14 protein-coding genes are annotated in these 12,363 nt (G+C 70.0%); 3 read left to right on the top strand and 11 right to left on the bottom strand.

From position 1 onward, the window contains the following. Window positions 1-94: 94 nt before the first annotated feature. The 4 genes from AB0O24_RS10030 to AB0O24_RS10015 form a co-directional block, all read right to left on the bottom strand. Entirely contained in the window at window positions 95-1,231 is a 1,137-nt protein-coding gene (locus AB0O24_RS10030; RefSeq protein ID WP_307385235.1) for a UDP-N-acetylmuramate dehydrogenase, read from the bottom strand. Then, window positions 1,231-1,635: a MaoC/PaaZ C-terminal domain-containing protein gene (locus tag AB0O24_RS10025; RefSeq protein ID WP_275797440.1), complete on the bottom strand. Its 405-nt coding sequence runs from the start codon at window positions 1,633-1,635 to the stop codon at window positions 1,231-1,233. Before AB0O24_RS10025 ends, AB0O24_RS10030 begins: the two co-directional genes overlap by 1 nt. Next, window positions 1,632-2,081 carry a MaoC family dehydratase N-terminal domain-containing protein gene (locus AB0O24_RS10020; RefSeq protein WP_058597619.1) on the bottom strand — a complete coding sequence of 150 codons (450 nt, stop codon included), beginning with the start codon at window positions 2,079-2,081 and terminating at the stop codon, window positions 1,632-1,634. Before AB0O24_RS10020 ends, AB0O24_RS10025 begins: the two co-directional genes overlap by 4 nt. A gap of 64 nt (window positions 2,082-2,145) precedes the next feature. Beyond that, window positions 2,146-2,952: a sulfite exporter TauE/SafE family protein gene (locus tag AB0O24_RS10015; RefSeq protein WP_275797443.1), complete on the bottom strand. Its 807-nt coding sequence runs from the start codon at window positions 2,950-2,952 to the stop codon at window positions 2,146-2,148. 311 nt (window positions 2,953-3,263) lie between these two features. Between AB0O24_RS10015 and AB0O24_RS10010 the strand changes: the two genes are divergently transcribed. Next, entirely contained in the window at window positions 3,264-3,899 is a 636-nt protein-coding gene (locus tag AB0O24_RS10010; protein WP_275797445.1) for an NAD(P)-binding domain-containing protein, read from the top strand. A gap of 348 nt (window positions 3,900-4,247) precedes the next feature. On the opposite strand, the gene AB0O24_RS10005 is transcribed toward AB0O24_RS10010, so the two are convergent. The 6 genes from AB0O24_RS10005 to AB0O24_RS09980 form a co-directional block, all read right to left on the bottom strand. Further along, window positions 4,248-5,408: a cystathionine gamma-synthase gene (locus tag AB0O24_RS10005; RefSeq protein WP_363374545.1), complete on the bottom strand. Its 1,161-nt coding sequence runs from the start codon at window positions 5,406-5,408 to the stop codon at window positions 4,248-4,250. Continuing rightward, window positions 5,405-6,409: a pyridoxal-phosphate dependent enzyme gene (locus AB0O24_RS10000; protein ID WP_275797449.1), complete on the bottom strand. Its 1,005-nt coding sequence runs from the start codon at window positions 6,407-6,409 to the stop codon at window positions 5,405-5,407. The genes AB0O24_RS10005 and AB0O24_RS10000 overlap by 4 nt, the downstream gene beginning before the upstream one ends. Window positions 6,410-6,541: 132 nt before the next feature. Further along, window positions 6,542-7,390 (bottom strand): SDR family oxidoreductase, encoded by an 849-nt coding sequence (locus AB0O24_RS09995; RefSeq protein WP_275797450.1) that lies wholly within the window; start codon window positions 7,388-7,390, stop codon window positions 6,542-6,544. Window positions 7,391-7,462: 72 nt separating this feature from the next. Beyond that, entirely contained in the window at window positions 7,463-7,783 is a 321-nt protein-coding gene (locus tag AB0O24_RS09990; protein WP_275797452.1) for a hypothetical protein, read from the bottom strand. Continuing rightward, window positions 7,780-8,352, bottom strand: a complete 573-nt coding sequence (locus AB0O24_RS09985; RefSeq protein ID WP_363374541.1) for an Asp23/Gls24 family envelope stress response protein — start codon at window positions 8,350-8,352, stop codon at window positions 7,780-7,782. Before AB0O24_RS09985 ends, AB0O24_RS09990 begins: the two co-directional genes overlap by 4 nt. A 4-nt stretch (window positions 8,353-8,356) precedes the next feature. Then, on the bottom strand, window positions 8,357-8,899 hold the full coding sequence (locus tag AB0O24_RS09980; protein ID WP_363374538.1) for a sigma-70 family RNA polymerase sigma factor: 543 nt from the start codon (window positions 8,897-8,899) through the stop codon (window positions 8,357-8,359). Window positions 8,900-9,102: 203 nt separating this feature from the next. On the opposite strand from AB0O24_RS09980, the gene AB0O24_RS09975 reads away from it, so the two are divergent. Continuing rightward, on the top strand, window positions 9,103-9,945 hold the full coding sequence (locus tag AB0O24_RS09975; RefSeq protein ID WP_307385219.1) for an NAD(P)-dependent oxidoreductase: 843 nt from the start codon (window positions 9,103-9,105) through the stop codon (window positions 9,943-9,945). 36 nt (window positions 9,946-9,981) lie between these two features. After that, complete coding sequence (locus tag AB0O24_RS09970) at window positions 9,982-10,602, top strand: TetR/AcrR family transcriptional regulator (RefSeq protein ID WP_307385217.1); 621 nt, start codon at window positions 9,982-9,984, stop codon at window positions 10,600-10,602. A 375-nt stretch (window positions 10,603-10,977) separates the two neighbouring features. Here the strand turns inward: AB0O24_RS09970 and AB0O24_RS09965 are convergent, their stop codons facing one another. Beyond that, window positions 10,978-12,297 (bottom strand): MFS transporter, encoded by a 1,320-nt coding sequence (locus tag AB0O24_RS09965; protein WP_363374535.1) that lies wholly within the window; start codon window positions 12,295-12,297, stop codon window positions 10,978-10,980. Window positions 12,298-12,363 lie beyond the last annotated feature (66 nt).

The raw sequence follows: 12,363 nt of genomic DNA, 5'->3' as shown, positions 1-12,363 counted from the left end.
TCACGACCAATCTCCGCACGACGGCACGCCCCGCGGCTAGCCCCACTCCCCGGCCCGCACGACGGCACGCCCGGGCCGCCCAGGGCGGCCTCGACTACAGCTCGACGTTGACCAGGACCGGCTCGGGCTGAAGGATCAGACCGAACTCGGAGTGCACGCGGCTCTGCACGAAGCGGGCGAGCTCGGCGATCTCGGCCGCCGTCGCCTCACCGCGGTTCGTCAGCGCGAGCGTGTGCTTGGTCGACAGGCCGGCGCGCGAGCGCGGGAACCGGAACCCGCGACGGAGGCCCGCGTTCTCGATCAGCCACGCGGCGCTCACCTTGACCTCGTGTCGCTCGATCGGGGGCGGGGGCAGGATGCCGTCGAACGCGGCGAGCGGGATCACGGTCACCGGATCGAGGACCGGCGCCATCGGCCACTTCGGGCACGCCTCGGGAAGGGTACGGGCGAAGGCCTCGCTGACGATCGCGTTCTGGAAGAACGAGCCGGCGCTCCAGGTGTCGGGGTCTTCCGCATCGAGCACCATGCCCTTGCGGGCGCGGGTCGCGAGGACGTGATCGCGGATCCAGCGCAGGGATACGGCGTCATCGGCATCCAGACCCAGTGCCCCGCGCAGCTGCTCCCCCGCGATCGGGCGCTCCCCGGAGCCGACGCGCTCGAGCTCGAGGGTGACCGAGAGGATCACGGCTGAGCGGTCGGGGATCGACCCGTAGTGCTGCTTGAGCACCGACGTCCGGAAGCCGAGGCCGAGCTCGGCGGCCGAGACCACCGAGACGTCGCCCGTCGACTCGTCGATCAGCTCCACCTCGACGAGGGTCTGCACGATCTCCTGACCGTAGGCACCGACGTTCTGCACCGGCGCGGCACCGACGGTGCCCGGGATACCCGACATGGCCTCGATGCCCGCGAGACCCCGCTCGACGGTCTCGGCGACGAGCGCGTCCCAGTCGTGCCCGGCCTGCACGCGCAGGCGCACGGTGTCGGGGCGGGAGCCGGGGAGTTCTTCGATGCCGGTCGTGCGCACGCGGATGACGGTTCCCTCGAACGGCTCGTCGCCGACGAAGAGGTTCGAGCCGCCGCCGAGGACGAACCACTCGTCTCCGTCGGCCCAGACCTCGCGGAGCGCCGCGACGAGTTCGTCGGCCGTGCGCGCCTCGATGAGACGCGCGGGCTCGCGGCCGGTGCGCAGCGTCGTGAGCTGAGAGAGCGGGATCGGGGCGACCTCGGGCATCAGGCGAGCCGTACCCGCACCTGCGCCTTGCCGAGCACGGTGGTCTCGGCGAACGTGACGGTGAGGTCGATACGGGCGGTGTCGTCGTCGACGGCACCGACCTTCGCGCTGACGTGCAGATCGGCACCGGCCTCGGGGTCGACGACGACGGGACGTGTGAAGCGCACACCGTACTCGGCGATGCGTCCGCTGTCGCCCAGCGCGTCGGCGAGCGTGCCAACGGCGATGCCCATCGTGAGCATGCCGTGCGCGAGCACGCCCGGAAGCCCCACGGCGGCGGCGACGTCGTCGCGGTAGTGGATCGGGTTGAAGTCGCCCGACGCGCCCGCGTACCGCACGAGCGACTCGCGGGTCAGGTGCACGGAGCGCTCGGCGATGACCTCGCCCACGGTGAACTCGCTCATGCGCCGGCCTCCCCCGCCAGAAGAACGCTGGTGGTGGTCACGACGTGGGCGCCGGTGGCATCCACGATCTCCGCTTCGCTGGTGATCATGGCGTTGCCGCCCATCGACCGGATGCCGGTGACCGAGAGCGTTGCGACGAGCTCGTCGCCCGCGACGATCGGACGCGTGTAGCGGAAGCGCTGTTCCGCGTGCACGAGGCGGGACAGCTCGATGCCGGACTCGGGGTCGCCGAGCAGCTGCTGGAGGGTGAGGTCCTGCACGACCATCGCGAAGGTCGGCGGCGCGACGACATCGGCGTAGCCGAGAGCGCGGGCGGCCTCGGGGTCGGAATGCTGCGGAGCGTCGGCGAAGACGGCGCGGGCGAACTCGCGCACCTTCTCGCGGCCGACGAGGTACGGCGCGGTCGGCGGGAACACACGACCGACCAGTTCAGGATTCACGGGCACCGAACCAGTCTACGGCGGGGCGTCCGCCCGGTCCTGTCGGCCGAAGCCCGTGACGGCGGACGCGTCAGCGCTGGTGGCGCCCCCGCACCGCTTTGATGGCGATCTGCGTCGCGATGAAGACGAGGAAGATCGAGAACAGGACGTTCGCCACGAACGGATCGACGGCCTTCGCGATCTGCGCGCCGAGCGCGGTGGTCGTGCACGCGGCGATCCCGACGCAGGCGGCCGCCGCGAGGTCGACGTTCGAGCGACGAAGGTTGCCCACGGTGCCCGAGATCGCCGTCGGGATCATCATGAGCAACGAGGTTCCTTTGGCGACGAGATCGCTCGTGCCGAACAGCAGCAGCAGGGCGGGCACGACGATGATGCCGCCGCCGACGCCCAGAAGACCGGCCAGGATGCCGGTGACCACACCGAGCACGGCGAGACCGGGTCCGGTGATCCAGGTGAGCACGAGCTCGGCGTCGCGCGAAGGGATCACGAAGTACAGGCTCACGATGACGACGAGCAGGAACGCGACGAACGCCCAGCGCAACGCCGTCTGCGACAGCTTCGGCAGGAGCCACGTGCCGATCTGGGCACCGACCACGGCTCCGGCCGCGAGGATCAACGCGGGGATCCACGCGACGTGACCGTCGATGGCGTACGTGACGACGCCGACCGAGGCCGTCGGCACGATCGCCGCGAGCGACGTGCCCGCGGCGAAGCGCTGGTCGAAGCCCAGAAGCAGAACGAGGAGCGGCACGATGACGGTGCCCCCGCCCACGCCGAACAGTCCCGACATCAGGCCGGCGAGAAGACCGACGCCGATGCAGACGGCGAAGAAGCGGACGGAGCGCTGCGGGCGGGTGTCGGCGTGCACGAGGGTCAAGTCTGGCACTTCCCGCCCGCCCGCGCGGCGTCTGCCCTCGAGGCCGCGAGCACGGGAAAAGAAAGCGGCCCCCGGTGTCCGAAGCCGCGTCCACCGGGGGCCGTCGCCCTCGCAGGTCAAGCGGCACGGTGACCCGAACACCGGTCCGCGACCACTCGCGCGAGGGTGCGACAACACTGACGGTAGCGAGCGATATGACGCGACGACGCCCCATTGACACTGATATCTCGAACTGCTAGTTATTTAGAACGCGTATGACAATCCCACCCTTCGCGGGAATGCCCCTCCCGAACCCGCCGTTGATCCCGAGCATGACAACCGTAGGAATCATCGGAGCAGGACACATCGGCTCGGCCCTCGCCAAGGGCTTCGTCAACAACGGCTACGACGTGGTCATTGCCAACTCGCGCGGGCCCGAGACCCTCGCGGATCTCGTCGCGTCGATCGGCGATCGGGCGCGCGCGGCGACGGCACAGGATGCCGCGGAAGCCGGCGACTTCGTCGTCGTCACGGTGCCGTTGAAGGCCATCGGCGAGATCCCGGCCGCTCCCCTGGCGGGCAAGATCGTCCTCGACACGAACAACTACTACTTCGAGCGCGACGGACACATCGCCGCCCTCGACGAGAAGAAGACCACGACCTCGCAGATGCTGCAGGAGCACCTCCCCGAGTCGGTCGTCGTGAAGGCGTTCAACCACATCATGGCCGCCGACATCCTCACCGACGGCTCCCCCGCCGGCACCGACAACCGTCGCGCACTGGCGACCGCGAGCGACTCCGACGAGGGCGTCGCACTCATCACGCGTGTGTACGACGAGTTCGGCTTCGACACCGTCAACATCGGCTCGCTCAGCGAGAGCTGGCGCGTCGAGCGCGACCAGCCCGCGTACGTCGTGCGCCAGAACGCCGACGAGCTGACGCAGAATCTGGCACGCGCGGAGCGCTGACCGCGGCGGGCGCAGCCATCGCGACCGTCGCACGCTGCGGCCGCGACGGCGCGAGCCCCGGCGGGCGCGAGCTCCGCGCCCCGGCCCGCCGCACGCTCATAAACGCCGTTCGCTCACAGAAACACGCTCTCCCCATGTTTCTGTGAGCGAATCGCGTTCACGCGTGGATGCCGGGACCCCGGCGCCGCAACGAAATACCCCCGCCGCACGAACCGTGCTGCCGCCGGGGTTCGCGCAGCGGTATCGGTACGCGCGCATAAACACGATCCGCGCGCAGAAACACGCTCTCCCCGTGTTTCCGTGAGCGAATCGCGTTTACGCGTGGATGCCGGGACCCCGGCGTCCGACTCAGAGCGAAGCGAGCGCCCGGTCGACGTCGGCGACCAGGTCGTCGACCGACTCGATGCCGACCGACAGACGCACGATGGTGTCGGGCACCGCGAGCTCGGTCCCCCGCACGGAGGCGTGGGTCATGGCATCCGGGTAGTTCACCAGCGACTCGACCCCACCGAGCGACTCGGCGAGGGTGAACAGCTGCGTCGACTCCGCGAAGCGGCGGGCGGTGGCGCCGTCGGCCAGCTCGAGCGACACGATGCCGCCGAAGCCGCTCATCTGCGACGCGGCGAGCGCGTGGCCCGGGTGCTCCGGCAGACCGGGGTAGTAGACGCGCGCGACGCGGTCGTGACCGGCGAGGTGCTCGGCCACGGCCTGCGCGTTCGAGCTGTGACGCTGCATGCGCACCGCGAGCGTCTTGATGCCGCGCGTGGTCAGGTAGGCGTCGAACGGCCCCGAGACCGCACCGGCGGCGAACTGCAGGAACTGCACCTTCTCAGCGAGGCCGGCGTCAGCGAAGGCGAGCGCCCCGCCGACGACGTCGCTGTGGCCGCCGAGGTACTTCGTCGCCGAGTGCACGACGACATCGGCACCGAGCGAGATCGGACGCTGCAGGGCGGGCGACGCGAAGGTGTTGTCGACCACGACGATCGCGCCGGCCGCGTGGCCCAGGCGCGCCAGACCCGCAATATCGGTGATGCGCAGCATCGGGTTGCTGGGGGTCTCGACCCAGACCATCCGCGGCGCGCGCTCCTCGATCGCCGCGGCGACGGCATCCAGGTCGCTCATGTCCACCACGCGCAGCTTCACGCCCCACGGCCCGAGCACCCGCGCGAGCAGGCGGTAGGTGCCGCCGTAGACATCGTTGCCGAGCAGCACCGCGTCGCCGGGGACCAGGGCTGCGCGCAGCAGGGCGTCTTCTCCGGCGAGACCCGAGGCGAACGAGAGGGCGCGGACGCCGCCCTCGAGCGCGGCGATCTGAGTCTCGAGCGCCGTGCGCGTGGGGTTGCCGCTGCGGCCGTACTCGTATCCGCCGCGGAGGCCGCCGATGCCGTCCTGCGCGTAGGTCGTCGAGACGTGGATCGGCGGGATGACCGCCCCGGTGGTCTCGTCGAAGGCCTGGCCCGCGTGGACGGCGAGGCTGTCGAAGCCGCGGGCGGCGTCGTGAGTGCTCATGCGGAGTGCTCCTCGGAGGGGGTGGGGATGAGGGATGCCGTGGGCTCGACGTCGTAGCCGCGCGCGCGCATCCAGTCGTCGTCGAAGATCTTGCTGAGGTAGCCGCGTCCGTGATCCGGCAGCACGACGACCATGACCGCGTCGGCGGGGAGATCGCGGGCGACGCGAAGAGCGCCGACGACGGCCATGCCGCTGGATCCCCCGACGAGAAGACCCTCCTCGCGGGCGAGGCGGCGGGTCATCGCGAACGACTCGGCGTCGGACACGCGCTCGTAGGCGTCGACCACGGTCGGGTCGAAAGCGGGCGGCCAGAAGTCCTCGCCCACGCCCTCGACGTCGTACCCGTGGATGTCGCCCCCCGAGTAGATCGAGCCGACGGGGTCGACACCGATGATGCGCACGGCGCCTCCGGCGACCTCCCGAAGGTACCGGCCGGTGCCGCTGATCGTGCCACCGGTCCCGACGCCGGCCACGAAGTGCGTCAGCTGCCCATCGGTGTCGCGCCAGATCTCGGGCCCGGTGGTCTCGTAGTGGCTGCGGGGCCCGTTCGGGTTCGCGTACTGGTTGGGCTTGAAGGCGCCGGGGATCTCGCGCACGAGGCGGTCGGACACGCTGTAGTAGGAGTTCGGGTCGTCGGGCTCGACGTTGGTCGGGGTCACCACGACCTCGGCCCCGTAGGCCCGCAGGACCGCACGCTTGTCCTCGGCGACCTTGTCGGGGACGACGAACACGCACCGGTACCCGCGCTGCTGGGCCACGAGCGCGAGACCCACGCCGGTGTTGCCGCTGGTCGGCTCGACGATCACGCCACCCGGCTTCAGGTGTCCGTCACGCTCGGCGGCGTCGATGATGTTGGCGGCGATCCGGTCTTTCGCCGAACCACCGGGGTTGACGTACTCGATCTTCGCGAGGACCGTGGCGGCGATGCCGTCGGTGACGCGGGTGAGACGGACGAGGGGGGTGTTGCCGACGAGGTCGGCGACGCTCTGGGCGTAACGCACGGTGGCATCCTGAGGGGTTTGTGCGCCCGTACGGGCGCGGCTGACGGGGTCGTCGAAAACGAACGCGGAGAGGCGTTCAGCGACAACAGCGACAGGTCAGCACGCCGCCAGCATACCCGACGCCGACGATGCTCACGCGACAGCGCCCAGGAACTCCTCGAAGCTCTGCGCCGGCCGACCCGTGACCCGCTCGACATCGCTCGAGACGCCGGCCAGGTCGCCGCTCGCGATGGCGGTGTAGGTGCTCACCCACGCGTCGACCTGCCAGCGGGGAGCGCCGAACGCCGCGCGCGAGGCGTAGGCCTCGTCAACCGTCTCGTCGAGGAAGCGCACGGGGTGACCGCGGACGGCCGAGATCTTCTCGGCCACCTCGGCCATGGTCAGGGCTTCGGGGCCGGTCAGGTCGTATGCGGTGTCGGCGTGCGCGGTGGGATCGAGCAGGACCGACACGGCCGTCGCCGCGACGTCGGAGCGCGAGACCAGCGAGCACCGCCCGTCGCCCGCGGGGCCCCGGATGACACCGTCGTCGCCCGCGAAGAGCTCCATCATGTCCATGTAGAAGTTGTCACGCAGGAACGTCCACCGCATGCCCGAGGCGCGGATGATCTCCTCGGTCGCCGCGTGATCGCGGCCCAGAGTGAACACGGCGTCCGGAGCGGCCGCGAGGAACGACGTGTAGACGATCGAGCGGACGCCCGCCGCGGCGGCGGCCTCGACGAACTCGCGGTGGTGCTCGACGCGGTCGGCCGTCTCGGAGGCCGAGACCATGAAGAGCGTCTCGACGCCGCTCAGCGCCGCGCGAGCGGCATCCGTGTCCGAGTACCGGGCCACGTGCACCTCGGCGCCCTCGAGCGCCGGAGCACGCGAGGCGTCGCGCACCAGAAGACGCTGCGGGATGCCGCGGGCGGCGAGATCGCGGGCGACACGGCCACCGACGGCTCCGGTGGAGCCGGTGACGGCGATGACGGGCGGCGTGGGCATTCGGCCTCCGGGGTGATGGGAGCGGTGCATCCAGCGTATTGCGCCGTCCCTTTGCCGGGGCCGAGAAGATGTTCAGGAGGCGGGCGCCACCAGCCGGCCGACACGGACCCGTACGGTCGCCGCCGCTGCCGCTTCGTCGGTGCCGCGCACCGCAGCGGCGACCGCGGAAGCGACCGCGACCGAGTCGTCCTGGGTCGAGACGCCGATGCAGACGGTGATCGAACGTGCACCGTCGACGTCGTCGACCGCCGCGAGGGATCCTTCGGTGTCGACGGCGCGCTCGACGGCGCGGGCGACGAGCGGGCGTGCCGAGTACATCTCCCGCACCCCCTCGGTGGCGGTGACGGCGAGGTCGATGCGCGGCGCGAGGGCAGCGGTGGTCAGCTCGGTCATTGGTCTTCCTCTCCGTCGACGTGGACGTCGCCCACGGTGACGTCCACGCGCCCCACCCGCAGGTCGCCGTGTCGCTGGATCGCGGTACGGATCCCTTCGCGCATCTCTTCCACGGCATCCGTCATGGCCCGGCCGAAGCGCACACTCACCGAGACACGCACGTCGAGCGGGGCATCGGGCTCGTTCTGCTGGAGGCGCACACGCCCCACCAGCACGCCGTCGACGCCGTCACCGACGGAACGGATGAGCTCGTAGAGCGCCCCCTCCGTCACGACGATCTCGACACCGTCGGCGCCTCGGACGAGGGGGATATCGCGGCCCGCGCGGAACTCGCGCATCACCTCGCGCATGATCGAGTCGTACCAGGACTCGGCCAGGGGTTCGGCGGCCTGTTCTTCGACGATCTCGCGCGAGAGACGCCCCATTCGTTCCATGGATGCCAGGACGGCCTGGCATTCCGCATTGCGCTCGATCGCGGCGATGCGCGGCACGCGCCCGCGATCGAGGTAAGCGGAGAGGTCCTCGAGCGAATAGCCCGAGCCCCCGATGTCGTCGACGTCGTCGCTCATCCCCTCACCTCCACTCCTGCATGCGTTCCAGCACGATCTTCCGAGCCCGAGCGAGTCGGCCGCGCACCGTGGCCGCGTTCTCGCCGACTTCGACGGCGATCTCGTCGTAACTGTGGCCGCCGATCTCGCGCAACACCCAGACCACGCGCAACTCTTCGGACAGCTCGGACAGCACTTTCTTCAGCGCGTCCATCTGCGACGATGCCACAACCGAGCGCTCCGGGTCGTCTTTCGCCGAGACCATCTGCTCATCGATCTGATCGGAGACCTTGCGGGCGCGGAGTCGATCGGTCGCTTTGCGGGAGACGATCGTCGTCAGCCAGCTGCGCACCTTCTCGGGCTCGGTGAGGTCGGGCAGGCGCCGCCACGCAGTGATCAACGCCTCCTGGACGCAGTCGTCCGCGTCGGCGCGAGAGCCCGTGAGGCGCGTGGCGAACGCGACGAGGAACGGCGCATGTCGACGCACCAGCACTCCGAAGGCGAGCTGGTCGCCATCAGCTGCCCGCGACGCGAGGAACGCGTCTGTGGCGGTGGACAAAGAGGGCATCGATTTCCTGTCGGGGTGTGCGTGCACACCCGGGGTGCTGAAGAGGCGGTTCCGTCCACATAGCGAAACACTTCGGACGGAAACCGGACCGAGAGGTTGACGCGGAGCGGACACCTGTGCAGAATTTCCGCTTTCTGGAGACGGCCCCGATGTCGGAGGGCGGCGGTAGCGTCGGAGAACGTCCCCTGACATCGAGGAGCCCCATGCGCATCGCTCTCACCGGCTCGTCCGGAAAGCTCGGCACGGTCGTCGCGCGGGAGCTCCGCGCCGCCGGTCACGAAGTGATCGGTTTCGACATCCGCGGCGAGCGCGGTCCTGGCTTCGTGCAGGTCGACCTCACCGACTATGGCCAGGTCATCGACGCGCTCGCGGGAGTGAATGATCAGCACGACGGTGTCGACGCCCTCGTGCACCTCGGCGCGATCCCCGCTCCCGGCATCCGGTCCGACGTAGCGACCTTCCACAACAACATGACCAGCACGTTCAATGTGTTCTGGGCGGCGGTGCGCCTCGGCATCCAGCGAATCGTCTACGCCTCCAGCGAGACGGTGCTCGGTCTGCCGTTCGACATCGACCCGCCCTACATCCCCGTCGACGAGGAGTACGCGCCGCGACCTGAGTCGGTGTACTCGCTGGTCAAGACGCTCGAGGAGCGCTTGGCCGTCGAACTGGTGCGTTGGAACCCCGAGCTGTCGATCACGGCCCTGCGCTTCTCGAACGTCATGGTTCCCGACGACTATGCCGAGTTCCCGTTCGACGCCGACGCGCGCACCCGCAAGTGGAACCTGTGGGGCTACATCGATGCGCGTGATGGCGCGCAAGCCGTCGAGCGCGCCCTCGAGAAGGCACCGGCCGGGTTCGACACGTTCATCATCGCCGCGGCCGACACCGTCATGACCCGCCCCAACGCCGAGCTCGTCGCCGAGGTGTTCCCCGGCGTCGAGACGCGCGGCGATTTGGGCGAGAACACGACGCTGCTGTCGATCGACAAGGCGCGCCGCCTGCTCGGCTACGACCCGCAGCACTCGTGGCGCGACACGCGCTGACGCGGCAACGCTCGATCGAAGTGCCACACTGAGTGCGTGACCGCTGCCGACCCCTCGACGACGACGACGGCTCCCGCGCGCCGCGGGCGTCCGGGGTACGACCGTGAGGGTCTGCTCGCGGTCGCTGTGCAGCTCTTCAACGAGCAGGGCTACGACGCGACGAGCGTGGCCGACCTCGCCCGTCGCCTGGGTCTGACCAAGTCGGCGCTGTACCACCACTTCGCCTCGAAGGAAGAGCTTCTGGCGGTCGCCCTCGAAGCGGCGCTCGGCGGCCTCGAGGCCGTTCTCGACCAGCCCGGTGCCCGTGAGGGCGCGGCATCCGATCGTCTTCGATTCGTCCTCACGGGGGCGACGGACGTGCTGGTGGCCCAGTTGCCCGCGGTGACCCTGTTGCTTCGCGTGCGCGGGAACAGCGCCGTCGAGCAGGCGGCGCTCGAGCGCCGACGCGTGTTCGACCACCGCGTCACCGCCCTCGTCGCCGAGGCGCAGGCGGAGGGCAGTGTGCGCGATGACGTCGACGCCGCGGTCGCCGCACGCCTGCTGTTCGGCATGATCAACTCGGTCGTCGAGTGGTACCGCCCCGGCGGCAGTGTCGACGGCGATCGCCTCGGCCACGACATCGTGCGGATCGCGCTCGACGGACTCCGCACCGTCTGAGCACCCGCACGCGCCGACCGCGTGTACCGCCGCGCGGACTTCGGCGCCGACACGCCGCACCCCGTCCCCGCCGAGCGGCGTGTCGTCCGAGAACTCCGCACGACGGCACGGCACGACCGCCTGTACCGCCGCGCGGACTTCGACGCCGACACACCGCACCCCGCCCCCACCCAGCGGCGCGTCGCCCGAGAACTCCGCACGACGGCACGGAACGACCGCGCGTACCGTCACGCGGACTTCGGCGCCGACACGCCGCATCCCGTCCCCGCCGAGCGGCGCGTCGCCCGAGAACTCCGCACGACGGCACGGGGAGCGGGCCACGACACGGCGGAGGGGCCCCGCGCACCGCGCGAGGCCCCTCCGTCGGCATCCGGATCAGGCGTGCAGGTCGACGCCCTTCGTCTCTTTGATCATCGACACCGCGGCGAGCGACACCAGCGCGGCGACGGCGATGTACACGCCGATCGTCCAAGAGACGCCCGTCGAGCGCAGCAGCGCCTCGGCGATCATCGGGGCGAAGGCACCGCCCATGATCGCGCCGAGCGCATAGCCGATCGAGACGCCCGAGTAGCGGACGTTGGCCGGGAACATCTCGGCGTACAGTGCCGCCTGAGGTCCGTACGACAGGCCGAGGCCGAGCGTCATGACGAACAGGGCCACGAAGTACCAGACGATGTTCCCGGTGTCGATGAGGAACCACATCGGCACGGCCCAGACGGCCAGCAGCAGGTAGCCGAGCTGGAAGGTGCGCACGCGTCCGAGGCGGTCCGACAGCCAGCCGCCCCAGAGGGTGAAACCGAGCCACCCGAAGGATGCCAGCGTCGTGGCCAGCAGCACGGTCGGCCGCTCGAGACCCAGCATAGCGACGGAGTACGTGGAGAAGAAGGCGATGAGGAGGTATCCCGCGGCGTTGTTGCCGATGAAGACCAGCGCGGTGAGCACGACCTGACGCCAGTTCTTGCGGAAGAGCTGGCCGAGCGGGGCCGAGGACTCCTTGCGGCGACGGACGAGGTCCTCGAAGACCGGGCTCTCCTCGACGGCGCGACGGATGACGTAGCCGACGACGATCAGCACGATCGAGAGCAGGAACGGCACGCGCCACCCCCACGCGAGGAAGGCCTCGGCCGACATCGACGACGTGAGGATCCAGAGCGTCGCGGTGGCGAGGATCATGCCCACCGGCACGCCGATCTGCGGGAACGCGCCGAAGTATCCGCGACGGCTCACCGGAGCGTGCTCGACCGACAGCAGGGCCGCACCACCCCACTCGCCGCCAGCCGAGAAACCCTGCAGCACGCGCAGAAGGATGAGAAGGACGGGGGCGGCCACACCGATCGCGGCGTAGGTCGGCAGCAGGCCGATCAGGGCCGTCGACACGCCCATCATGATGAGCGTGAGGACGAGCATCTTCTTGCGGCCGAGGCGGTCACCCAGGTAGCCGGCCACGATCGCGCCGAGCGGGCGGAAGAGGAACGAGATGCCGATGGTCGCGAACGACAGCACCTGGGCGATGGCCGGGTCGGACTCGGCGAGCGGGGCGAGGAACAGCGGCGCGAGCACGAGCCCGGCCGCTTGGGCGTAGATGAAGAAGTCGTACCACTCGATCGAGGTGCCGACGAGGGTACCGGCGAGCACGCGCCGTTCTTCTCGTTTCAGCCCGGTCGAAGAGGGGGATGCCGAGGTCTGTGTGGCCATGAGAACTCCGTCGTTCCGTGGGGCGGGGAAAACACCCGGTGAAACTATTACCAACCGAGCGTTCAG

It is taken from the genome of Microbacterium sp. NPDC086615 (assembly GCF_040686055.1).
Lineage (GTDB): Bacteria > Actinomycetota > Actinomycetes > Actinomycetales > Microbacteriaceae > Microbacterium.
Note: the sequence above shows the minus strand (reverse complement) of the source record. Positions and strands in the feature narration are given on the sequence as shown.

What these genes read in the sequence shown, in the direction of transcription:
- AB0O24_RS10030 (WP_307385235.1), bottom strand. Translation starts at nt 1,231, where the DNA reads ATGCCCGAGGTCGCCCCGATCCCGCTCTCTCAGCTCACGACGCTGCGC.
- AB0O24_RS10025 (WP_275797440.1), bottom strand. Translation starts at nt 1,635, where the DNA reads ATGAGCGAGTTCACCGTGGGCGAGGTCATCGCCGAGCGCTCCGTGCAC.
- AB0O24_RS10010 (WP_275797445.1), top strand. Translation starts at nt 3,264, where the DNA reads ATGACAACCGTAGGAATCATCGGAGCAGGACACATCGGCTCGGCCCTC.
- AB0O24_RS10005 (WP_363374545.1), bottom strand. Translation starts at nt 5,408, where the DNA reads ATGAGCACTCACGACGCCGCCCGCGGCTTCGACAGCCTCGCCGTCCAC.
- AB0O24_RS09995 (WP_275797450.1), bottom strand. Translation starts at nt 7,390, where the DNA reads ATGCCCACGCCGCCCGTCATCGCCGTCACCGGCTCCACCGGAGCCGTC.
- AB0O24_RS09990 (WP_275797452.1), bottom strand. Translation starts at nt 7,783, where the DNA reads ATGACCGAGCTGACCACCGCTGCCCTCGCGCCGCGCATCGACCTCGCC.
- AB0O24_RS09985 (WP_363374541.1), bottom strand. Translation starts at nt 8,352, where the DNA reads ATGAGCGACGACGTCGACGACATCGGGGGCTCGGGCTATTCGCTCGAG.
- AB0O24_RS09980 (WP_363374538.1), bottom strand. Translation starts at nt 8,899, where the DNA reads ATGCCCTCTTTGTCCACCGCCACAGACGCGTTCCTCGCGTCGCGGGCA.
- AB0O24_RS09975 (WP_307385219.1), top strand. Translation starts at nt 9,103, where the DNA reads ATGCGCATCGCTCTCACCGGCTCGTCCGGAAAGCTCGGCACGGTCGTC.
- AB0O24_RS09965 (WP_363374535.1), bottom strand. Translation starts at nt 12,297, where the DNA reads ATGGCCACACAGACCTCGGCATCCCCCTCTTCGACCGGGCTGAAACGA.